General features: G+C 68.8%; 27 protein-coding genes. 25 read left to right on the top strand and 2 right to left on the bottom strand.

The window, feature by feature from the left end; translation table 11 throughout:
- Nucleotides 1-102: 102 nt before the first annotated feature.
- The 20 genes from rplN to truA all read left to right on the top strand — a co-directional run bounded on the left by rplN (nucleotide 103) and on the right by truA (nucleotide 11,943).
- On the top strand, nucleotides 103-471 hold the full coding sequence (gene rplN / locus ACH4OW_RS19870; protein WP_003974257.1) for a 50S ribosomal protein L14: 369 nt from the start codon (nucleotides 103-105) through the stop codon (nucleotides 469-471).
- A 3-nt stretch (nucleotides 472-474) separates the two neighbouring features.
- Nucleotides 475-798, top strand: a complete 324-nt coding sequence (gene rplX / locus ACH4OW_RS19865; RefSeq protein ID WP_360124509.1) for a 50S ribosomal protein L24 — start codon at nucleotides 475-477, stop codon at nucleotides 796-798.
- Nucleotides 798-1,358, top strand: coding sequence for a 50S ribosomal protein L5 (gene rplE, locus ACH4OW_RS19860; RefSeq protein WP_030016984.1), 561 nt, complete (start codon nucleotides 798-800; stop codon nucleotides 1,356-1,358). Before rplX ends, rplE begins: the two co-directional genes overlap by 1 nt.
- Nucleotides 1,359-1,360: 2 nt before the next feature.
- Nucleotides 1,361-1,546, top strand: a complete 186-nt coding sequence (locus ACH4OW_RS19855) for a type Z 30S ribosomal protein S14 (protein WP_004571834.1) — start codon at nucleotides 1,361-1,363, stop codon at nucleotides 1,544-1,546.
- A 211-nt stretch (nucleotides 1,547-1,757) separates the two neighbouring features.
- A complete protein-coding gene (gene rpsH, locus ACH4OW_RS19850) occupies nucleotides 1,758-2,156 on the top strand; it encodes a 30S ribosomal protein S8 (protein WP_260639342.1) in 399 nt (132 codons plus the stop codon).
- Between the two features lie 22 nt (nucleotides 2,157-2,178).
- Complete coding sequence (gene rplF, locus ACH4OW_RS19845) at nucleotides 2,179-2,718, top strand: 50S ribosomal protein L6 (protein ID WP_360124504.1); 540 nt, start codon at nucleotides 2,179-2,181, stop codon at nucleotides 2,716-2,718.
- A 3-nt stretch (nucleotides 2,719-2,721) separates the two neighbouring features.
- Nucleotides 2,722-3,105: a 50S ribosomal protein L18 gene (gene rplR, locus ACH4OW_RS19840; RefSeq protein ID WP_030375637.1), complete on the top strand. Its 384-nt coding sequence runs from the start codon at nucleotides 2,722-2,724 to the stop codon at nucleotides 3,103-3,105.
- Between the two features lie 46 nt (nucleotides 3,106-3,151).
- Nucleotides 3,152-3,757, top strand: coding sequence for a 30S ribosomal protein S5 (rpsE, locus tag ACH4OW_RS19835; protein WP_004571838.1), 606 nt, complete (start codon nucleotides 3,152-3,154; stop codon nucleotides 3,755-3,757).
- Nucleotides 3,757-3,939, top strand: a complete 183-nt coding sequence (gene rpmD, locus ACH4OW_RS19830; protein WP_360124500.1) for a 50S ribosomal protein L30 — start codon at nucleotides 3,757-3,759, stop codon at nucleotides 3,937-3,939. The genes rpsE and rpmD overlap by 1 nt, the downstream gene beginning before the upstream one ends.
- 1 nt (nucleotide 3,940) lies before the next feature.
- A complete protein-coding gene (rplO, locus tag ACH4OW_RS19825) occupies nucleotides 3,941-4,396 on the top strand; it encodes a 50S ribosomal protein L15 (RefSeq protein ID WP_360124497.1) in 456 nt (151 codons plus the stop codon).
- A gap of 235 nt (nucleotides 4,397-4,631) precedes the next feature.
- The gene (gene secY, locus ACH4OW_RS19820) at nucleotides 4,632-5,945 is read left to right on the top strand and encodes a preprotein translocase subunit SecY (protein ID WP_360124494.1); all 1,314 of its coding nucleotides are present in this window, start codon (nucleotides 4,632-4,634) and stop codon (nucleotides 5,943-5,945) included.
- On the top strand, nucleotides 5,945-6,598 hold the full coding sequence (locus ACH4OW_RS19815) for an adenylate kinase (RefSeq protein ID WP_360124491.1): 654 nt from the start codon (nucleotides 5,945-5,947) through the stop codon (nucleotides 6,596-6,598). The genes secY and ACH4OW_RS19815 overlap by 1 nt, the downstream gene beginning before the upstream one ends.
- A gap of 126 nt (nucleotides 6,599-6,724) precedes the next feature.
- Nucleotides 6,725-7,561 (top strand): type I methionyl aminopeptidase, encoded by an 837-nt coding sequence (gene map / locus ACH4OW_RS19810; RefSeq protein ID WP_360124488.1) that lies wholly within the window; start codon nucleotides 6,725-6,727, stop codon nucleotides 7,559-7,561.
- A 194-nt stretch (nucleotides 7,562-7,755) separates the two neighbouring features.
- Entirely contained in the window at nucleotides 7,756-7,977 is a 222-nt protein-coding gene (infA, locus tag ACH4OW_RS19805; RefSeq protein ID WP_003956442.1) for a translation initiation factor IF-1, read from the top strand.
- A gap of 59 nt (nucleotides 7,978-8,036) precedes the next feature.
- Entirely contained in the window at nucleotides 8,037-8,150 is a 114-nt protein-coding gene (rpmJ, locus tag ACH4OW_RS19800; protein ID WP_003956441.1) for a 50S ribosomal protein L36, read from the top strand.
- 206 nt (nucleotides 8,151-8,356) lie between these two features.
- Complete coding sequence (gene rpsM, locus ACH4OW_RS19795) at nucleotides 8,357-8,737, top strand: 30S ribosomal protein S13 (protein WP_006604894.1); 381 nt, start codon at nucleotides 8,357-8,359, stop codon at nucleotides 8,735-8,737.
- A 64-nt stretch (nucleotides 8,738-8,801) separates the two neighbouring features.
- A complete protein-coding gene (gene rpsK, locus ACH4OW_RS19790) occupies nucleotides 8,802-9,206 on the top strand; it encodes a 30S ribosomal protein S11 (protein WP_004571845.1) in 405 nt (134 codons plus the stop codon).
- A gap of 198 nt (nucleotides 9,207-9,404) precedes the next feature.
- On the top strand, nucleotides 9,405-10,427 hold the full coding sequence (locus ACH4OW_RS19785; protein ID WP_003956430.1) for a DNA-directed RNA polymerase subunit alpha: 1,023 nt from the start codon (nucleotides 9,405-9,407) through the stop codon (nucleotides 10,425-10,427).
- A 96-nt stretch (nucleotides 10,428-10,523) separates the two neighbouring features.
- Nucleotides 10,524-11,018: a 50S ribosomal protein L17 gene (gene rplQ / locus ACH4OW_RS19780; RefSeq protein WP_360124482.1), complete on the top strand. Its 495-nt coding sequence runs from the start codon at nucleotides 10,524-10,526 to the stop codon at nucleotides 11,016-11,018.
- A gap of 73 nt (nucleotides 11,019-11,091) precedes the next feature.
- Entirely contained in the window at nucleotides 11,092-11,943 is an 852-nt protein-coding gene (truA, locus tag ACH4OW_RS19775; protein WP_398029268.1) for a tRNA pseudouridine(38-40) synthase TruA, read from the top strand.
- 27 nt (nucleotides 11,944-11,970) lie between these two features.
- Here the strand turns inward: truA and ACH4OW_RS19770 are convergent, their stop codons facing one another.
- A complete protein-coding gene (locus ACH4OW_RS19770) occupies nucleotides 11,971-12,792 on the bottom strand; it encodes a hypothetical protein (RefSeq protein ID WP_360124476.1) in 822 nt (273 codons plus the stop codon).
- A 57-nt stretch (nucleotides 12,793-12,849) separates the two neighbouring features.
- On the opposite strand from ACH4OW_RS19770, the gene ACH4OW_RS19765 reads away from it, so the two are divergent.
- The 5 genes from ACH4OW_RS19765 to glmM all read left to right on the top strand — a co-directional run bounded on the left by ACH4OW_RS19765 (nucleotide 12,850) and on the right by glmM (nucleotide 18,501).
- The gene (locus ACH4OW_RS19765; RefSeq protein WP_360124473.1) at nucleotides 12,850-14,469 is read left to right on the top strand and encodes an ATP-binding cassette domain-containing protein; all 1,620 of its coding nucleotides are present in this window, start codon (nucleotides 12,850-12,852) and stop codon (nucleotides 14,467-14,469) included.
- Nucleotides 14,470-14,534: 65 nt separating this feature from the next.
- Complete coding sequence (locus ACH4OW_RS19760) at nucleotides 14,535-15,803, top strand: glycosyltransferase family 87 protein (protein WP_398029266.1); 1,269 nt, start codon at nucleotides 14,535-14,537, stop codon at nucleotides 15,801-15,803.
- 205 nt (nucleotides 15,804-16,008) lie between these two features.
- Nucleotides 16,009-16,452 (top strand): 50S ribosomal protein L13, encoded by a 444-nt coding sequence (gene rplM / locus ACH4OW_RS19755; protein ID WP_360124467.1) that lies wholly within the window; start codon nucleotides 16,009-16,011, stop codon nucleotides 16,450-16,452.
- Between the two features lie 41 nt (nucleotides 16,453-16,493).
- Nucleotides 16,494-17,000, top strand: a complete 507-nt coding sequence (rpsI, locus tag ACH4OW_RS19750; RefSeq protein ID WP_030016969.1) for a 30S ribosomal protein S9 — start codon at nucleotides 16,494-16,496, stop codon at nucleotides 16,998-17,000.
- Nucleotides 17,001-17,142: 142 nt separating this feature from the next.
- Nucleotides 17,143-18,501: a phosphoglucosamine mutase gene (gene glmM, locus ACH4OW_RS19745; RefSeq protein ID WP_360124463.1), complete on the top strand. Its 1,359-nt coding sequence runs from the start codon at nucleotides 17,143-17,145 to the stop codon at nucleotides 18,499-18,501.
- Nucleotides 18,502-18,603: 102 nt separating this feature from the next.
- Here glmM and coaA read toward each other — a convergent pair whose 3' ends face one another.
- Nucleotides 18,604-19,602, bottom strand: coding sequence for a type I pantothenate kinase (coaA, locus tag ACH4OW_RS19740; protein WP_360124460.1), 999 nt, complete (start codon nucleotides 19,600-19,602; stop codon nucleotides 18,604-18,606).
- Between the last annotated feature and the right edge of the window lie 140 nt (nucleotides 19,603-19,742).

Below are 19,742 nucleotides of genomic sequence, written 5' to 3'. Positions count from 1 at the left end.
TACCGCCTGGGGGGTTTCCCCCAGGTCAGTTCCGCCAGGCTCGGCGGTGGGCCTCAGCGATGAGGCCCCCGCCGGGAACCGGCAGACGATCAGGAGATAGACGTGATCCAGCAGGAGTCGCGGCTTCGGGTCGCCGACAACACGGGTGCGAAGGAAATTCTCACCATCCGTGTTCTCGGTGGTTCGGGCCGCCGCTACGCGGGCATCGGTGACGTCATCGTCGCCACCGTCAAGGATGCGATCCCCGGTGGCAACGTGAAGAAGGGTGACGTCGTCAAGGCCGTCATCGTTCGCACCGTCAAGGAGCGCCGCCGTCCGGACGGCTCGTACATCCGCTTCGACGAGAACGCGGCCGTCATCCTCAAGAACGATGGCGACCCCCGCGGCACCCGCATCTTCGGCCCCGTGGGCCGGGAGCTGCGCGAGAAGAAGTTCATGAAGATCATCTCGCTCGCGCCGGAGGTGCTGTAACCGATGAAGATCAAGAAGGGCGACCTGGTCCAGATCATCACCGGCAAGGACAAGGGCAAGCAGGGCAAGGTCATCGCGGCCTTCCCCCGCGAGGACCGTGTCCTGGTCGAGGGTGTCAACCGGGTCAAGAAGCACACCAAGGCCGGTCAGACCGCTCGCGGCTCGAAGACCGGCGGCATCGTGACGACCGAGGCCCCGATCCACGTGAGCAACGTGCAGCTCGTTGTGGAGAAGGACGGCAACAAGGTCGTCACCCGCGTCGGGTACCGCTTCGACGACGAAGGCAACAAGATCCGCGTTGCCAAGCGGACCGGTGAGGACATCTGATGACTGCCACCACCAACGCGCCGCGCCTCAAGCAGCGCTACCGCGAAGAGATCGCCGGGAAGCTGAAGGACGAGTTCTCCTACGAGAACGTCATGCAGATCCCCGGTCTGACCAAGATCGTGGTCAACATGGGTGTGGGCGACGCCGCCCGCGACTCCAAGCTGATCGAGGGTGCCATCAAGGACCTCACCACGATCACCGGCCAGAAGCCGGCCGTCACCAAGGCCCGTAAGTCCATCGCGCAGTTCAAGCTGCGCGAGGGCCAGCCGATCGGTGCCCACGTCACCCTCCGCGGTGACCGCATGTGGGAGTTCCTGGACCGCCTGCTGTCGCTCGCGCTGCCGCGCATCCGCGACTTCCGTGGTCTGTCCCCGAAGCAGTTCGACGGTCGGGGCAACTACACCTTCGGTCTCACGGAGCAGGTCATGTTCCACGAGATCGACCAGGACAAGATCGACCGGCAGCGGGGCATGGACATCACCGTGGTCACCACGGCGTCCAACGACGATGAGGGCCGCGCCCTGCTTCGTCACCTCGGCTTCCCGTTCAAGGAGAACTGACCGTGGCGAAGAAGGCTCTGATCGCTAAGGCGGCCCGCAAGCCGAAGTTCGCTGTGCGCGCGTACACGCGTTGCCAGCGCTGCGGCCGGCCGCACTCCGTCTACCGCAAGTTCGGCCTGTGCCGCGTGTGCCTTCGTGAGATGGCTCACCGTGGCGAGCTGCCGGGCGTGACCAAGAGCTCCTGGTAACCACCTACTTGGTGGGATCCGGAGTCTCTCGGTAAGCATCTGTTCGGCGGGGGCCCGCCCTTTGATCCCGTAGGGTAGAAGGGTTGGGCGCCCGCCGCCCAGGAACGACTTACTACGCCGAAGGTCCCCGCGCCGCACCCGTCCCGACCCAGCTCGGGGAGAGGGATGGCGCATACAGGAAACCCCGGCGAGAGAGGCCGAAGGCCAATTCATGACCATGACTGACCCCATCGCAGACATGCTCACGCGTCTGCGGAACGCGAACTCGGCGTACCACGACACCGTCGTGATGCCGCACAGCAAGATCAAGTCGCACATCGCGGAGATCCTCCAGCAGGAGGGCTACATCACCGGCTGGAAGGTCGAGGACGCCGAGGTCGGCAAGAACCTCGTCCTGGAGCTGAAGTTCGGCCCGAACCGCGAGCGCTCGATCGCCGGCATCAAGCGCATCTCGAAGCCGGGCCTGCGGGTCTACGCAAAGTCCACCAACCTGCCGAAGGTGCTCGGCGGCCTGGGCGTGGCGATCATCTCCACGTCGCACGGTCTCCTCACCGGTCAGCAGGCCAGCAAGAAGGGCGTAGGCGGAGAAGTTCTCGCCTACGTCTGGTAATTCGGGAACGGAGGAATAGCTAATGTCGCGTATTGGCAAGCTGCCCATCCAGGTTCCCGCTGGTGTGGACGTCACCATCGACGGCCGCACGGTGTCGGTGAAGGGCCCCAAGGGTTCCCTTTCGCACACCGTTGCCGCGCCGATCGAGGTCGCCAAGGGTGAGGACGGCGTCATCGCCGTCACCCGCCCGAACGACGAGCGTCAGAACAAGGCCCTGCACGGCCTGTCCCGCACGCTGGTGGCGAACATGATCACCGGCGTGACCCAGGGATTCAGCAAGGCGCTCGAGATCAGCGGTGTCGGTTACCGCGTCCAGGCGAAGGGCTCCAACCTGGAGTTCTCGCTCGGTTACAGCCACCCGATCGTGGTCGAGGCGCCCGAGGGCATCTCGTTCAAGGTCGAGTCCCCGACCAAGCTGAGCGTCGAGGGCATCGACAAGCAGAAGGTCGGCGAGGTCGCCGCGAACATCCGCAAGCTGCGCAAGCCCGACCCGTACAAGGCCAAGGGCGTCAAGTACGCCGGCGAGGTCATCCGCCGCAAGGTCGGAAAGGCTGGTAAGTAAGCCATGGCATACGGTGTGAAGGTCGCGAAGGGCGACGCCTACAAGCGCGCCGCCGCAAAGCGTCGCCACATCCGCATCCGTAAGCGGATTTCGGGTACGCCGGAGCGTCCGCGTCTGGTCGTGACGCGGTCCAACCGTGGTATCACCGCCCAGGTCATCGACGACATCAAGGGTCACACCCTGGCGTCGGCCTCGACCCTGGACGCGTCGATCCGTGGCGGCGAGGGCAACAAGACGGACCTGGCCAAGCAGGTCGGTTCCCTGGTCGCCGAGCGCGCCAAGGCCGCCGGCGTCGAGGCCGTCGTGTTCGACCGTGGTGGCAAGCAGTACGCCGGGCGGATTGCCGCTCTGGCCGACGCCGCCCGCGAAGCCGGGCTGAAGTTCTAAGCCCCGGTTCCGTAGCTAGCGGACGTAACAGAGAGAGGTAATTCCAATGGCTGGACCCCAGCGCCGCGGGAGCGGTGCCGGTGGCGGCGAGCGGCGGGACCGTAAGGACCGGCGGGACGGCGGCGCAGCTGCCGAGAAGACCGCCTACGTCGAGCGTGTTGTCGCAATCAACCGCGTCGCCAAGGTTGTGAAGGGTGGTCGTCGCTTCAGCTTCACCGCGCTGGTCGTGGTGGGCGACGGTGACGGCACCGTGGGCGTCGGTTACGGCAAGGCCAAGGAGGTGCCGGCCGCCATCGCCAAGGGTGTTGAGGAGGCCAAGAAGCACTTCTTCAAGGTCCCCCGTATCGCCGGCACCATCCCGCACCCCATCCAGGGCGAAGAGGCTGCGGGCGTCGTCCTGCTCAAGCCGGCTTCCCCCGGTACCGGTGTGATCGCCGGTGGCCCGGTGCGCGCCGTGCTGGAGTGCGCGGGCATCCACGACGTGCTGAGCAAGTCGCTCGGTTCGTCGAACCCGATCAACATCGTGCACGCCACGGTGGCCGCTCTGCGGGGCCTGCAGCGCCCCGAGGAGATCGCCGCCCGCCGTGGCCTGCCGCTGGAGGACGTTGCTCCCGCCGCTCTGCTGCGGGCGCGTGCCGGGGTGAACGCGTAATGGCTTCGCTCAAGATCACGCAGACCAAGTCCATCATCGGCAGCAAGCAGAACCACCGTGACACCCTGCGTTCCCTTGGTCTCAAGGGCATCAACACGCAGGTCGTCAAGGAGGACCGCCCCGAGTTCCGCGGCATGGTGCACACCGTCCGCCACCTCGTGACGGTTGAGGAGGTCGACTGACATGGCGGAGCAGAACCCGCTGAAGGTCCACAACCTCCGGCCCGCCCCGGGCGCCAAGACCGCCAAGACCCGTGTGGGTCGTGGTGAGGCGTCCAAGGGTAAGACCGCTGGTCGTGGTACCAAGGGCACGAAGGCCCGCTACCAGGTTCCGGAGCGCTTCGAGGGTGGGCAGATGCCCCTCCACATGCGCCTCCCGAAGCTGAAGGGCTTCAAGAACCCCGCCCACAAGCAGTTCCAGGTCGTGAACCTGGACAAGCTGGCCGCGCTCTACCCGCAGGGTGGCGAGGTCACGGTGACCGACCTGGTCGCCAAGGGCGCGGTGCGCAAGAACGAGCTCGTCAAGGTCCTGGGCCAGGGCGAGATCTCCGTGGCGCTGACGGTGACGGTGGACTCCGTCTCCGGCTCCGCCAAGGAGAAGATTGTTGCTGCCGGCGGCAGCGTCACCGAGCTCATCTGAGCTCTGTGAATCAACTGACCGGGGATGCCCACGTATTGGGGCATCCCCGGTTGGTCGTTCCAAGGGGGGCATGGTCGCCGGTAAGGTGGCGTGCACTGTTGCTGTATTTTCCGGGGGTTCTTCCCCCGGGCCCCCGCCGCGTGGGCTAATGTCTGCGCGGTTTTGGCCGCTTTGTATTCGTCGATCCTCAAGACCGTCACCTCTCGCTCCAGAGGCGGGAGGCGCAGGAGGCACCGTGCTCACCGCGTTCGCCCGAGCGTTCAAGACGCCCGACCTGCGCAAGAAGCTGCTGTTCACATTGGGCATCGTGCTCGTCTACCGGCTCGGAGCGCACGTTCCGGTGCCCGGGGTGAACTACTCCAATGTCGACACCTGCATGAAGCAGGCCGGCGCCAACGGCGGCCTCTTCGGCCTGGTGAACATGTTCAGCGGTGGTGCGCTGCTCCAGATCACGATCTTCGCGCTGGGGATCATGCCGTACATCACGGCAAGCATCATCCTCCAGCTGCTGACCGTGGTGATCCCCCGTCTGGAGGCACTCAAGAAAGAGGGCCAGTCCGGACAGGCGAAGATCACCCAGTACACCCGGTACCTGACCGTCGCGCTGGCGATCCTCCAGGGCACCGGCCTGGTCGCCACCGCCAAGAGCGGCGCGCTCTTCCAGGGCTGCCCGGTGGCCAGCGAGATCGTGCCAAGCGACTCGATCTTCACCACGATCACCATGGTCATCACGATGACCGCCGGTACGGCCATGGTCATGTGGCTCGGTGAGCTGGTGACCGACCGCGGCATCGGCAACGGCATGTCGATCCTGATGTTCGTCGGCATCGCGGCCGGCTTCCCCGGCTCGCTGTGGCAGATCAAGATGTCCGGCAAGCTGGCCGACGGCTGGATCGAGTTCTTCGCCGTCATCGTCGTGGGCCTGGCGATGGTCGCCCTCGTGGTCTTCGTCGAGCAGGCCCAGCGCCGCATCCCGGTGCAGTACGCCAAGCGGATGATCGGACGTCGTTCGTACGGCGGTACCTCCACGTACATCCCGCTCAAGGTGAACCAGGCGGGTGTGATCCCCGTCATCTTCGCCTCGTCGCTGCTCTACATCCCGGCGCTGGTGGCCCAGTTCAGCGGGTCGAAGGCCGGCTGGGCGACCTGGATCGAAACCAACTTCACCAAGGGCAACCACCCCGTCTACATCGTCACGTACTTCCTGCTGATCGTCTTCTTCGCGTTCTTCTACGTCGCGATTTCCTTCAACCCCGAGGAAGTTGCCGACAACATGAAGAAGTATGGTGGGTTCATCCCGGGCATCCGGGCTGGTCGCCCCACGGCCGAGTACCTCAGCTACGTGCTCAACCGGATCACGTGGCCGGGCTCGCTGTACCTGGGTCTGATCGCGCTGGTGCCAACAGTGGCGTTGGTGCTGTTCAAGGCCAACCAGAACTTCCCGTTCGGCGGGACGAGCATCCTGATCATCGTGGGTGTGGGTCTGGAGACCGTGAAGCAGATCGAGAGCCAGCTCCAGCAGCGCAACTACGAAGGGTTCCTCCGCTGATGCGAATCGTCCTCGTCGGGCCTCCTGGGGCCGGCAAGGGTACGCAGGCTGCGTACCTTGCCAAGAACCTCGCGATCCCGCACATCTCCACGGGCGACCTCTTCCGCGCCAACATCAGCCAGGGCACCGACCTCGGCAAAGAGGCGAAGTCCTACATGGACGCGGGCAACCTGGTGCCGGACTCGGTGACGATCGCGATGGCCGAGGACCGGATGGACCAGCCGGACGCCGAGGGCGGCTTCCTGCTGGACGGCTTCCCGCGCAACATCGGCCAGGCCGAGGCGCTGGACGAGTACCTCAAGGGCAAGGGCGTGAAGCTGGACGCCGTCCTGGACCTGGAGGTCCCGGAGGACGAGGTGGTCAAGCGGATCGCCGGCCGCCGGATCTGCCGCAACGACAGCAGCCATGTCTTCCACGTGGACTACCACAAGCCGAAGACCGAGGGTGTCTGCGACGTCTGCGGCGGCGACCTCTACCAGCGCGAGGACGACCGCGAGGAGACCGTCCGCAAGCGGCTGGAGGTCTACCACACGGAGACCGAGCCGATCATCGACCACTACAAGGCGCAGGACCTGGTCGTCACGATCCCGGCCCTCGGCAAGGTGGACGAGGTCACCGAGCGCGCGATGGCCGCGCTCGACCAAGGCGAGTAGTTCCCCGAAGATCAGCGCTTACGGCCGCGGTGCCCGGGTACGGGACCGCGGCCGTATCGTGTAGAGAGGCGGCACCTGCCGCCGCAGCAGCGTCGTAGTAGTCGGTTCAGGAAGGCGTAAGCCGCAATGGTGGAGATCAAGACCCCCGAGCAGATCGCGAAGATGCGCGAGGCGGGGCTGGTGGTCGCCGCCATCCACGCGGCGACCCGTGAGGTGGCGGTGCCCGGCGCCACCACCAAGGACCTGGACGACGCCGCGCGCAAGGTGCTGGCCGAGCACGGCGCCAAGTCGAACTTCCTCGGGTACGGCGGCTTCCCCGCGACGATCTGCACGTCGGTCAACGACGTCGTCGTCCACGGCATCCCCGACACCGAGACCGTCCTCGCCGACGGCGACATCATCTCCATCGACTGCGGCGCGATCATCGACGGCTGGCACGGCGACGCGGCCTACACCGCCTTCGTGGGCTCCGGTCACGCTCCGGAGCTGGTCGAGCTGAGCCGGGTGACCGAGGAGTCCATGTGGGCCGGCATCGCGGCCGTACGCAAGGGCAACCGCCTGGTCGACATCTCCAAGGCCATCGAGGGCTACATCCGCCGGCAGCCGCGCCCGGCGAACGGCAAGTACGGCATCGTCGAGGACTACGGCGGCCACGGCATCGGCTCGCAGATGCACATGGACCCGCACCTGCTGAACTACGTCGACCGCAAGCGCGGCCGCGGCCCGAAGCTGGTCCCCGGCTTCTGCATCGCCATCGAGCCCATGGTGAACCTGGGCACGGCCAAGACCCACGTCCTGGAAGACGACTGGACGGTCAAGTCGAACGACGGCAGCTGGTCCTCGCACTGGGAGCACTCGGTCGCGCTGACCGAGGAGGGCCCGCTGGTGCTGACCGCCCCCGACGGCGGCAAGGCCAAGCTGGCCGAGCTGGGCATCGAGGCGGCGCCCGACCCGCTGGCCTGACCGGCTGGTACGGCCTTCGGCGCGTCCCCGCCCCCGAGGCGTAACGATCACTGTCGGTGGGCAATAATCGTGGATTCGTCTTTTCGGGAACGCTGACGTAGACTGACGCGTCGGCTGTCGTGCATCCGTGTGCCTGTTTGTCGGGTAAGCGGCCGCACGAAGTCGATCAAGGTAGCCGATTCGAAGGGCGAAGCGTGGCCAAGAAGCAAGGTGCCATCGAGATCGAGGGCACCGTGATCGAGTCCCTGCCGAACGCGATGTTCAAGGTGGAGCTCCAGAACGGTCACAAGGTCCTCGCGCACATCAGCGGCAAGATGCGGATGCACTACATCCGCATCCTCCCGGATGACCGGGTCGTCGTGGAGCTGTCTCCCTACGACCTGACGCGTGGCCGGATCGTCTACCGCTACAAGTAGATCTTGTCGACGCCCCCTCCCGTGGGGTGGCGGCACTGACCCGGAGAACCTCACATCCCATGAAGGTCAAGCCGAGCGTCAAGAAGATCTGCGACAAGTGCAAGGTGATCCGCCGTCACGGCCGGGTCATGGTGATCTGCGACAACCTGCGCCACAAGCAGCGCCAGGGCTGACGCACGCCGACCTCTCTGCATTTCGCAGTTATCTTCGCGCGACGCATACGCACGCAATACGTACATACGCAGACACCCGACTCCCCGTGATCACTCACGTGGAAACGACACCCCCGGCTCGGAGGCCGGGGACCCGGCTCGTAATGCTCAAGAGTCTTACGGGAACGGTGCTGCGGAAGACCTCCGAATACATCAGGAGCCAATAGATGGCACGCCTCGCAGGCGTTGATCTCCCGCGCGAAAAGCGCGTCGAGGTCGCCCTCACCTACGTCTTCGGCATCGGGCGCACCCTGTCGCAGCAGACCCTCGCCGCCACCGGCGTGAACCCGGACACCCGCGTTCGCGACCTGGCCGAGGAAGACCTGGTCAAGATCCGCGAGTACGTGGACAACAACCTCAAGACCGAGGGTGACCTCCGTCGCGAGATCCAGGCCGACATCCGCCGCAAGGTCGAGATCGGCTGCTACCAGGGTCTGCGTCACCGCCGCGGCCTGCCGGTGCACGGTCAGCGCACCAGCACGAACGCCCGTACCCGCAAGGGTCCGCGTCGCGCGATCGCCGGCAAGAAGAAGCCGGGCAAGAAGTAGTCCTCAGCGGACGCTCATCAGCGGTCTTCGCTGTAGGACCGACCACCTCCACCGGGAGTAATACATGCCTCCGAAGGGCCGTACGGCCGGCGCCAAGAAGGTGCGCCGCAAGGAGAAGAAGAACGTCGCCCACGGGCACGCTCACATCAAGAGCACGTTCAACAACACCATCGTTTCGATCACCGACCCCACGGGCAACGTGATCTCCTGGGCCTCGGCGGGCCACGTGGGCTTCAAGGGCTCGCGCAAGTCCACGCCGTTCGCCGCGCAGATGGCTGCCGAGTCGGCCGCCCGCCGCGCGCAGGAGCACGGCATGCGCAAGGTCGACGTCTTCGTCAAGGGTCCCGGCTCCGGCCGTGAGACCGCGATCCGCTCGCTCCAGGCCACCGGCCTGGAGGTCGGCTCGATCCAGGACGTCACCCCCACGCCGCACAACGGCTGCCGTCCCCCCAAGCGTCGTCGCGTCTGACGCCGCGCGGCCGCTCGACGGCCGCAGCCTGTCGGTCCGCGCTCCGGCGCGGCCCGGCACCGGGCACTTTTCGGGCGGTACGCCGCGACTCCTGGGAGCCGCGCCGTGCCGCCCGTACCCTTGTAGAAACCGCCGGGCCACCGTCCGGCGCAGCTGGCATCAAATAGCGGGTGCCACGACTGGAAGGCGAAACACCTCATGCTGATCGCTCAGCGTCCCTCGCTGACCGAAGAGGTCGTCGACGAATACCGCTCCCGGTTCGTGATCGAGCCGCTGGAGCCGGGCTTCGGCTACACCCTCGGCAACTCCCTGCGTCGTACGCTCCTCTCCTCGATCCCGGGTGCGGCGGTCACGTCCATCCGCATCGACGGTGTCCTGCACGAGTTCACCACCGTGCCGGGCGTCAAGGAGGACGTCACCGACCTCATCCTCAACATCAAGCAGCTGGTCGTCTCCTCGGAGCACGACGAGCCGGTCGTGATGTACCTGCGCAAGCAGGGCCCCGGCCTGGTCACCGCTGCCGACATCGCCCCGCCGGCCGGCGTCGAGGTCCACAACCCGGACCTGGTCCTGGCCACGCTCAACGGCAAGGGCAAGCTGGAGATGGAGCTGACCGTCGAGCGCGGTCGCGGCTACGTCTCCGCCGTGCAGAACAAGCAGGTGGGCCAGGAGATCGGCCGTATCCCGGTCGACTCCATCTACTCCCCGGTGCTCAAGGTCACCTACAAGGTCGAGGCGACCCGTGTCGAGCAGCGCACCGACTTCGACAAGCTGATCGTCGACGTCGAGACCAAGCAGGCCATGCGTCCCCGCGACGCCATGGCGTCCGCCGGCAAGACCCTGGTGGAGCTGTTCGGCCTGGCGCGCGAGCTCAACATCGACGCCGAGGGCATCGACATGGGCCCGTCCCCCACGGACGCCGCCCTGGCCGCCGACCTGGCGCTGCCGATCGAGGAGCTGGAGCTCACCGTCCGCTCCTACAACTGCCTCAAGCGCGAGGGCATCCACTCCGTGGGTGAGCTCGTCGCCCGCTCCGAGGCGGACCTGCTCGACATCCGCAACTTCGGTGCGAAGTCGATCGACGAGGTCAAGGCGAAGCTGGCCGGCATGGGCCTGGCCCTCAAGGACTCGCCCCCCGGCTTCGACCCGACCGCCGCGGCCGACGCCTTTGGCGCCGACGACGACGCGGATGCCGGGTTCGTGGAGACCGAGCAGTACTGAGCCCGCGGGCTCGCGCAATCTTCCGCGGGGCGGCCGCCTCGTGGGAACTGACATCGGTACCTGATACGGCCGGTGCAGCAATGAAGGAGAAATACCATGCCGAAGCCCGCCAAGGGTGCCCGTCTGGGCGGCAGCGCAGCGCACGAGCGTCTCATGCTGCGCAACCTGGCCACCGCGCTGTTCGAGCACGGCCGGATCACGACGACCGAGGCCAAGGCCCGTCGTCTGCGTCCGTACGCCGAGCGCCTGGTGACCAAGGCGAAGAAGGGTGACCTTCACAACCGCCGTCAGGTCATGCAGCTGGTGACCGACAAGAGCGTCGTGCACACGCTCTTCACGGAGATCGCGCCGCGCTTCGCGGAGCGTCCGGGTGGCTACACCCGCATCACCAAGATCGGCAACCGTCGTGGCGACAACGCCCCGATGGCCGTCATCGAGCTGGTCGAGGGCGAGATCGCCAAGAAGGCGACCGTCGCCGAGGCCGAGGCCGCGACGAAGCGCGCGGTGAAGGAGTCCGACGAGGCCGCCAAGGCCGAGGACACCAAGGGCGAGGCCGCCGAGGCCCCGGCCGAGGAGTCCAAGGACGCCTGAGCCTGACACAGGCCACCGGACGGGCCCGCTCCCCTCAGGGGGGCGGGCCCGTTCCGCTTGAGAGGATGCACGCGTGAGCGATGAAGTGGAGCCCGGGTTCGTACGGGTGCGGCTGGACCTTTCGTACGACGGGAAGGACTTCTCGGGCTGGGCGAAGCAGCGGGCGCGGCGCACGGTCCAGGAGGAGCTGGAGACCGCGCTGCGTACGGTGACGCGGTCGGCGGAGACGTACGAGCTGACCGTGGCGGGGCGGACGGACGCCGGGGTGCACGCGCGCGGGCAGGTGGCGCACGTGGACCTGCCGGCGGAGCTGTGGGCCGAGCACGCGGACAAGCTGCTGCGGCGGCTGGCGGGGCGGCTGCCGAAGGACGTGCGGGTGTGGCGGGCGGTCGAGGCGCCGTACGGGTTCAACGCGCGGTTCTCGGCGATCTGGCGGCGGTACGCCTACCGGGTGACGGATCACCCGGGCGGTGTGGACCCGCTGCTGCGCGGCCACGTGCTGTGGCACGACTGGGACCTGGACGTGGACGCGATGAACGCGGCGTCGCAGGCGTTGCTGGGGGAGCACGACTTCGCCGCCTACTGCAAGCGGCGTGAGGGGGCGACGACGATTCGTACGTTGCAGACCCTGAGCTGGGTGCGGGACGCGGACGGGATCATCACCGCGACGGTGCAGGCGGACGCCTTCTGCCACAACATGGTGCGTTCGCTGGTGGGCGCGCTGCTGTTCGTGGGGGACGGGCACCGGCCGGTGGAGTGGCCCGGGAAGGTGCTGGCGGCCGGGGTGCGCGACTCCGCCGTGCACGTCGTACGGCCGCACGGGCTGACGCTGGAGGAGGTCGGCTATCCGGCGGACGACCTGCTCATGGCCCGCAACAAGGAGGCGCGCAACAAGCGGACCCTGCCGGGGGGCGGCTGCTGCTGAGCCGCCCCGTGGCGGGGTGCGCGGGTGTCAGGACTGGGCCTGGGCGGCCTTGGCCGCCTGGTCCGTGCCGCGCTGCCAGATGCGCCCGTACGCGTACTGGCCGCCGTCGCGTGCGATCTGGAGGGCCTTGGCGGACGCCTTGGTGACGGCCGACCCGTCGAGGTTGCCGGCGATCGTGAAGTAGGCGTAGCGGCCGGTGGCGTTGGTGTACATGGTGCAGGGCGCGCCCTGGCAGAAGGAGCCGACGCCGCCGCCGGCCAGCGGGGCGAGGCTGGCCTTGTTGGCGTTCTTGACCTTGAAGGCGGCGTCCTTGGTGTCGAAGACCGCGACGCCGACGGTGACCGCGACGCCGTCCTTGGAGTAGGTGGCGCGCAGCAGTTTCCTGCAGCCGTTGTGGTTGAGCTCCGAGCCGAGTGCGCCCTGGGCGCCGGCGGTGCAGTCGTCGGTGGCGGCGGTGCTCGTGCGGGGGTAGGAGCGCTTGCCGACGACCATGGCCTGGTCCGGGAACAGGTTCTCGGGGGTGAGGGGCGCGGTGTCCTTCTTGGGGTCGGTGATGTAGTCGCGCGGGTTCGGCGGCGGCGGGACGGAGACCTCGGAGAAGGACGGCTTGGGGGCTGCGGACTCGGTCGGCAGCGTCACGGGGTGCGGCAGGTCGCCGCCCTTGTTGCTGGTGATCACGGCGGTGGCGACGATGCCCGCCACCGCGAGGGTCGCCAGCGCGCCGCCGCCGATGTACAGCCAGCGGCGGCGTTTGCTGCGTGCCTCGCTCTCGTCGGCGAGCGCGTCCCAGTCAGGAGTCGAGGAGTCCGGTCCCCCGGGGCCGAAGGGCCCGCCATTCCCAAAGCTCATGCCGCGCATCCTAAACCGGTTGGTGCAACGCGCGGCGGGCGGCGACAATCCGGGGCTATGGGACACGTGGAGGCCGGGCATCTGGAGTACTACCTGCCGGACGGGCGGGTGTTGTTGGGCGATGTGTCCTTCAGGGTCGGCGAGGGCGCCGCGGTGGCGCTGGTCGGCGCCAACGGGGCGGGCAAGACGACGCTGCTGCGGCTGATCTCGGGGGAGCTGCAGCCGCACGGCGGTGTGGTGAAGGTCAGCGGCGGGCTGGGTGTGATGCCGCAGTTCGTGGGTTCGGTGCGTGACGAGCGGACCGTGCGGGACCTGCTGGTCTCGGTGGCGCAGCCGCGGATCAGGGAAGCGGCGGCTGCTGTGGACGCGGCCGAGCACGCCGTGATGACGGTGGACGACGAGGCCGCGCAGATGGCGTACGCGCAGGCGCTCAGCGACTGGGCCGAGGCGCGCGGCTACGAGGCCGAGACGGTCTGGGACATGTGCACGATGGCCGCGCTGGGCGTCCCGTACGAGCAGGCGCAGTGGCGCCAGGTGCGCACGCTCAGCGGCGGCGAGCAGAAGCGGCTGGTCCTGGAGTCGCTGCTGCGCGGCACGGACGAGGTGCTGCTGCTGGACGAGCCGGACAACTATCTGGACGTGCCGGGCAAGCGCTGGCTGGAGGAGCGGCTGCGCGAGACGAAGAAGACGGTGCTGTTCGTCAGCCACGACCGGGAGCTGCTGGCCCGTTCCGCCGAGAAGATCGTCAGTGTCGAGCCGGGGCCGGGCGGCTCGGACGTGTGGGTGCACGGCGGCGGTTTCGCCACGTACCACGAGGCACGCAAGGAGCGCTTCGCCCGCTTCGAGGAGCTGCGGCGGCGCTGGGACGAGAAGCACGAGCAGTTGAAGAAGCTGGTGCGCAGTCTGCGGCAGGCCGCGGAGATCAGCCACGAGCTGGCCACCCGGTACCACGCCGCGCAGACGCGGCTGCGCAAGTTCGAGGAGGCCGGGCCGCCGCCGGAGCCGCCGCGCGAGCAGGAGATCACCATGCGGCTCAAGGGCGGCCGTACCGGCGTCCGGGCGGTGACCTGCGAGAACCTTGAGCTGACCGGGCTGATGAAGCCCTTCGACCTGGAGGTCTTCTACGGGGAGCGGGTCGCGGTGCTGGGGTCGAACGGCTCCGGCAAGTCGCACTTCCTGCGGTTGCTGGCGGGGGAGGACGTGGCGCACACGGGGGCCTGGAAGCTGGGCGCCCGCGTCGTACCCGGTCACTTCGCGCAAACGCACGCTCACCCGGAGCTGGAGGGCCGCACGCTTCTGGACATCCTGTGGACGGAACACGCCAAGGACCGGGGCAAGGCGATGAGCGCCCTGCGCAGGTACGAGCTGGAGCGCCAGGCCGAGCAGCGCTTCGACCGGCTGTCCGGCGGCCAGCAGGCGCGCTTCCAGATCCTGCTGCTGGAGCTGGCGGGGACCACCGCCCTGCTGCTGGACGAGCCGACCGACAACCTCGACCTGGAGAGCGCCGAGGCGTTGCAGGAGGGGCTGGAGGCGTACGAGGGGACGGTGCTGGCGGTGACGCACGACCGGTGGTTCGCGCGGTCCTTCGACCGGTTCCTGGTCTTCGGCTCGGACGGGCGGGTGCGGGAGACGGCGGAGCCGGTGTGGGACGAGCGCAGGGTGGAGCGGAAGCGGTAGCGGTCGGTCACCGCTTGGGGCACGTCCGGTGGTGGGCCGTGGGGTGGCGGCTCTTAGATTGAGCCATGAGTGCGGAGAAAACGGGCATCACGGGCGCGGGGGAGGCCGCCGGTTCCCCCGCCGCCGGTTTCCCGGCCGCCGGCTCCCCGGCCGTCGGGTGGCTGCTCGGGCGGGCGCCGTGGCCCCTGTGGGCGGCCGCCTCCGCGCTGATGGCGGCGGTGGTCTTCCACGTCCACCGGCACAGCCCCACCGTCGGCATGGACAACGACTTCGTCGTGAAGGCGGCGCGGGCGCTGCTGGGCGGTGACGCCCCGTACGCCGACAAGCGCTTCCTGTACCTGCCGAGCGCGGTGCTGGCCGCCGTACCCGAGGCGCTGCTGCCCGCCGGGGCGCTGCGGCTGCTGGTGCCGGTGGCGGGCGTGGGGCTGGTGCTGCTGGGCTGGCTTGTCTCGCTGCGGATCTTCCGGATTCCCGTACGGAGCCGGCTGGCGGTGCTCGGGGTGGCGGCCCTGGCGTTCTTCGAGCCGTTCCGCAACGTCGTGAACATCGGGAACTGGACGCTGGCCTCCGTGGTGGCGCTGCCCCTGATGCTGCTGCTGGCGCTGCGCTCCCGGTGGGTCGCCGCGGGCGCGGTCCTCGGCCTCGCGCTGGCCCTCAAGCCGCTGCTGGCGCCGCTGCTCCTGCTGCTGGTGCTCGCGCGGCGGTGGCGGGCCCTGGCGGTGGCGGTGGCCGTGCCGGCCGGGGCGTCCGTGCTGGCGGCGCTGGTGATGCCGCGGCCGGGCATGTTCTTCACCCGTACGCTGCCGTTCCTGCTGCACGGCCAGGACAGCTTCGCGCGCCCCTTCGACGCCTCGCCCGGCATGATCCTCACCCGGCTGGGCGTACCGGAGACCGCGGCGTACGGGGCGGCCGCGGTGGCGGCGGTGGCCGGGACCGGGTGCGCGTGGCTGCGGTGGCGGCGCGGCGACGAGGGCGCGCTGCGGCTCGTGGAGACCGCCGCGATGCTGATGCTCGCGGCCTTCCTGGTGTCCCGGCCGTCCTTCGACCACTACCTGCTGGTGGCGCTGCCGCCGCTGGCCGCCTCCGTGGTCCTGCCGGGCTCGGTGCCCCGTTCGGTGTGGTTCTGGGTCGCCCTGGTGCCGCAGGTCGGCGGGCTGCCCTGGCCGCATCTGGAGGGGCTGCACCGGCGGGCCTTCAAGGACACGGCGATGCTGTGCACCGTGGCGGTGGTGCTGGCGTGGACGTGTGTGCGGCCGCGTGTGCGGGAAGTGGTGGCTATCATGCCGAGGGGGCCCGAGGGCACGGATCGTACGCCGGTTCGGGACGTGTTTTGACCCGGCTGGGGGCGGCCCGGTATTCTGCCAGTTCGTTATGCGTATTGGCTTGCTCTATCTCACGTGAGGGGCCCTTACGCCGGTCCACCGGGCCGATGACCAGCGGCAGGAACCCGGGTTGCGTCACCCGTGGTGCAGCCAGTGCTGGAGATCGACCGAGGTGACCAGTACAGGACCCTATTCACTGAAGAAGCGAAGGCTAACCGTGCGTACGTTCAGCCCCAAGCCCGGCGATGTCCAGCGCCAGTGGCACATCATTGACGCGCAGGACGTTGTCCTGGGCCGTCTGGCCTCCCAGGCCGCGTCCCTCCTGAGGGGCAAGCACAAGCCGGTGTACGCGCCGCACGTCGACACCGGCGACTTCGTCGTCATCATCAACGCCGACAAGGTGCACCTGTCCGGCAACAAGCGCAGCCAGAAGATGGCCTACCGCCACTCCGGCTTCCCGGGCGGTCTGCGCTCGGTGCGCTACGACGAGCTCCTCGACAAGAACCCCGAGAAGGCCGTCGAGAAGGCCATCAAGGGCATGCTCCCCAAGAACACCCTGGGCCGTCAGATGCTCTCGAAGCTGAAGGTCTACGCGGGCGCCGAGCACCCGCACGCTGCTCAGCAGCCGGTCCCGTTCGAGATCACCCAGGTCGCGCAGTAAGTCCGGCCACCCCCTAAGACGAAGAGAATCTGAGGAGAATCGTGGCTGAGACCACCCCCGAGACCCCGCTGGACGAGGTCGAGGAGTACACCACCGAGACCGAGGTTCCGCTGGAGGGTGAGTACACCTCCGAGTCGCTCGCCTCGCGCTTCGGCGACCCGCAGCCGGCCGCCGGCCTGGGCCGTCGCAAGAACGCCATCGCCCGCGTGCGGATCATCCCCGGCTCCGGCCAGTGGAAGATCAACGGTCGTACTCTTGAGGGTTACTTCCCGAACAAGGTGCACCAGCAGGAAGTCAACGAGCCCTTCAAGGTGCTCGAGCTCGACAACCGCTACGACGTGGTGGCCCGCATCTCCGGCGGCGGCATCTCCGGCCAGGCCGGCGCGCTGCGCCTGGGCGTGGCCCGTGCGCTGAACGAGGCGGACGAGGACAACAACCGCGGCCCGCTCAAGAAGGCCGGCTTCCTCAAGCGCGACGACCGTGCGGTCGAGCGCAAGAAGGCCGGTCTCAAGAAGGCCCGCAAGGCGCCGCAGTACAGCAAGCGCTAATTGCCGCTTGGCTGCTCGCGCAGCTCTTGGCGAACGCCCCGGTGGCACCATCCGTGCTGCCGGGGCGTTCGGCTATCCGGGACCAGCGGCGTATACCTGGACGCAATGCCCTGGTCCACGTACATCAACTCGGAGGACACCAGTGGGACGACTCTTCGGCACGGACGGTGTGCGCGGTGTCGCCAACGCGGATCTCACGGCGGAGCTGGCGCTCGGTCTCTCGGTCGCGGCGGCGCATGTGCTCGCGGAAGCCGGCACCTTTGAGGGCCATCGGCCGGTGGCCGTGGTCGGCCGTGATCCGCGGGCGTCCGGGGAGTTCCTGGAGGCCGCGGTCGTCGCGGGCCTGGCCAGTGCGGGCGTGGACGTCCTGCGGGTCGGTGTGCTGCCCACCCCGGCCGTGGCGTACCTGACCGGCTCCCTCGGCGCGGACCTGGGCGTGATGCTCTCCGCCAGCCACAACCCGATGCCCGACAACGGCATCAAGTTCTTCGCCCGCGGCGGCCACAAGCTCGCCGACGAGCTGGAGGACCGCATCGAGCGCACGTACCGCTCGCACAGCTCCGGCGAGCCGTGGGACCGGCCCACCGGCGCCGGCGTGGGCCGGGTCAAGGACTACGACCAGGGCTTCGACAACTACGTGGCCCACCTGGTCGGCGTGCTGCCCAACCGCCTCGACGGCCTGAAGATCGTCATCGACGGCGCGCACGGCGCGGCGTCCCGCGTCTCCCCCGAGGCGTTCGCCCGGGCCGGCGCCGAGGTCGTCACCATCGGCACCGACCCCGACGGCCTGAACATCAACGACGACTGCGGCTCCACGCACATCGGCAACCTGCGCGACGCGGTGGTCGAGCACGGCGCCGACCTGGGTGTCGCGCACGACGGCGACGCGGACCGCTGCCTGGCGGTGGACCGCGAGGGCAACGAGATCGACGGCGACCAGATCCTCGCCGTACTGGCCCTGGGCATGCGCGAGGCGGGCACGCTGCGCAAGAACACCGTCGTGGCGACCGTCATGTCCAACCTGGGCTTCAAGCTGGCCATGGAGCGCGAGGGCCTGACCTTCGTCCAGACGGCGGTCGGCGACCGGTACGTCCTGGAGGAGATGAAGTCCGGCGGTTACGCGCTCGGCGGCGAGCAGTCCGGGCACGTGATCGCGCTGGACCACGCGACGACCGGCGACGGCACGCTCACCGGCCTCATGCTGGCCGCGCGCGTCGCGGCGACGGGCCGCCCGCTGGGCGAGCTGGTCCGCGTCATGGACCGCCTGCCGCAGGTGCTGGTCAACGTGCCGGACGTGGACAAGACCCGGGTCGCTACGTCGCCCGAGGTCACCTCGGCCGTCGCGGAGGCGGAGCGCGAGCTGGGCGCCACCGGGCGCGTGCTGCTGCGCCCCTCGGGCACCGAGCCGCTGGTGCGGGTCATGGTCGAGGCCGCCGACATCGAGCAGGCGGGGGCCGTGGCCGGCCGTCTGGCGGATGCGGTGAAGTCGGCGCTGGGCTAGCCGGTCCCGGAAGAGGTCCAAGGGGCGCCCGGGGTGCGGGCGCCCCGGGACGCCCCCTTGGGGGCGATCCCCGCCGCGGCCTTCAACCGCCGAGGCCCCGGCTCACAGCTTGCGCAGTGACAGCCGCTGCACCTTGTGGTCGGGGCCCTTGCGCAGGACGAGGTTGGCGCGGCCGCGGGTCGGGGCGACGTTCTGTTCCAGGTTGGGCTTGTTGACGGTGCGCCACATCATCCGCGCGTAGTCGAGGGCCTCGTCCTCGGAAACCTGGGTGTACTTGCGGAAGTACGAGAACGGGTTCTGGAAGGCGGTCTCGCGCAGCTTGCGGAACCGGCCCAGGTACCAGCGTTCGATGTCCTCGGTGCGGGCGTCGACGTACACCGAGAAGTCGAAGAAGTCGGCGAGGCCGAGGCGGGTGCGGCCGTCCTTGCCGGGCAGGGCGGGCTGGAGGACGTTGAGACCCTCGACGATGAGGATGTCGGGGCGGTGTACGGTCAGCCGCTCGCCGGGCACGATGTCGTAGATCAGGTGGGAGTAGACCGGGGCGCTGACCTCGGACTTTCCCGACTTCACATCGGCCACGAAACGGGTCAGGGCCCGGCGGTCGTACGACTCGGGGAAGCCCTTGCGCGACATCAGGCCGCGGCGGTGCAGCTCGGCGTTGGGGAACAGGAAGCCGTCGGTGGTGACCAGCTCGACGCGTGGGTGCTCCGGCCAGCGGGCCAGCAGCGCCTGGAGGAGCCGGGCGGTGGTGGACTTGCCGACCGCCACGCTGCCCGCGACCCCTATGACGAACGGGGTGCCGGGCTGCGCGCCGTGGCCGCCGCCCGCGTCGCCGAGGAAGGTGTTCAGGGCGCCGCGCAGGTTGCTGGACGCGCCCACGTACAGGTTGAGCAGGCGGGACAGCGGAAGGTAGACGTCGCGGACCTCGTCCAGGTCGATGACGTCGCCCAGGCCGCGCAGCCGCTCGACCTCCTCGGCGGTCAGCGGCAGCGGTGTCTTCTCCCGCAGGGCGCTCCACTCCGCGCGCGTCAGGTCGACGTACGGCGTGCGCTCGGCGCGGCGGCGGTGCTGCGACTCGGTCGGCTCTGTCGTGAGGGGCACGCGCCCATTGTCCGCAGGCGCGGCGGCCGGTTCATCCCGGGGTGGGGTCGTGGCCGCCGGGGCCGCGTGTCGCGCCGCCGCGCAGGCCCGGCGCGGCGGCGCCATTGACCGGATGGCGCGGCGGTATTGATCGGCCGGGC

Origin of the sequence: Streptomyces sp. NPDC017056, from assembly GCF_044332485.1 — a bacterium.
Classification (GTDB): Bacteria; Actinomycetota; Actinomycetes; order Streptomycetales; family Streptomycetaceae; genus Streptomyces.
This window is presented reverse-complemented; position numbering and strand designations above follow the sequence as displayed.

What these genes read in the sequence shown, in the direction of transcription:
- rplX (WP_360124509.1), top strand. Translation starts at nt 475, where the DNA reads ATGAAGATCAAGAAGGGCGACCTGGTCCAGATCATCACCGGCAAGGAC.
- rplE (WP_030016984.1), top strand. Translation starts at nt 798, where the DNA reads ATGACTGCCACCACCAACGCGCCGCGCCTCAAGCAGCGCTACCGCGAA.
- rpsH (WP_260639342.1), top strand. Translation starts at nt 1,758, where the DNA reads ATGACCATGACTGACCCCATCGCAGACATGCTCACGCGTCTGCGGAAC.
- rplF (WP_360124504.1), top strand. Translation starts at nt 2,179, where the DNA reads ATGTCGCGTATTGGCAAGCTGCCCATCCAGGTTCCCGCTGGTGTGGAC.
- rplR (WP_030375637.1), top strand. Translation starts at nt 2,722, where the DNA reads ATGGCATACGGTGTGAAGGTCGCGAAGGGCGACGCCTACAAGCGCGCC.
- rpsE (WP_004571838.1), top strand. Translation starts at nt 3,152, where the DNA reads ATGGCTGGACCCCAGCGCCGCGGGAGCGGTGCCGGTGGCGGCGAGCGG.
- rpmD (WP_360124500.1), top strand. Translation starts at nt 3,757, where the DNA reads ATGGCTTCGCTCAAGATCACGCAGACCAAGTCCATCATCGGCAGCAAG.
- rplO (WP_360124497.1), top strand. Translation starts at nt 3,941, where the DNA reads ATGGCGGAGCAGAACCCGCTGAAGGTCCACAACCTCCGGCCCGCCCCG.
- ACH4OW_RS19815 (WP_360124491.1), top strand. Translation starts at nt 5,945, where the DNA reads ATGCGAATCGTCCTCGTCGGGCCTCCTGGGGCCGGCAAGGGTACGCAG.
- map (WP_360124488.1), top strand. Translation starts at nt 6,725, where the DNA reads ATGGTGGAGATCAAGACCCCCGAGCAGATCGCGAAGATGCGCGAGGCG.
- rpmJ (WP_003956441.1), top strand. Translation starts at nt 8,037, where the DNA reads ATGAAGGTCAAGCCGAGCGTCAAGAAGATCTGCGACAAGTGCAAGGTG.
- rpsM (WP_006604894.1), top strand. Translation starts at nt 8,357, where the DNA reads ATGGCACGCCTCGCAGGCGTTGATCTCCCGCGCGAAAAGCGCGTCGAG.
- rpsK (WP_004571845.1), top strand. Translation starts at nt 8,802, where the DNA reads ATGCCTCCGAAGGGCCGTACGGCCGGCGCCAAGAAGGTGCGCCGCAAG.
- ACH4OW_RS19785 (WP_003956430.1), top strand. Translation starts at nt 9,405, where the DNA reads ATGCTGATCGCTCAGCGTCCCTCGCTGACCGAAGAGGTCGTCGACGAA.
- rplQ (WP_360124482.1), top strand. Translation starts at nt 10,524, where the DNA reads ATGCCGAAGCCCGCCAAGGGTGCCCGTCTGGGCGGCAGCGCAGCGCAC.
- ACH4OW_RS19770 (WP_360124476.1), bottom strand. Translation starts at nt 12,792, where the DNA reads ATGAGCTTTGGGAATGGCGGGCCCTTCGGCCCCGGGGGACCGGACTCC.
- ACH4OW_RS19765 (WP_360124473.1), top strand. Translation starts at nt 12,850, where the DNA reads ATGGGACACGTGGAGGCCGGGCATCTGGAGTACTACCTGCCGGACGGG.
- ACH4OW_RS19760 (WP_398029266.1), top strand. Translation starts at nt 14,535, where the DNA reads ATGAGTGCGGAGAAAACGGGCATCACGGGCGCGGGGGAGGCCGCCGGT.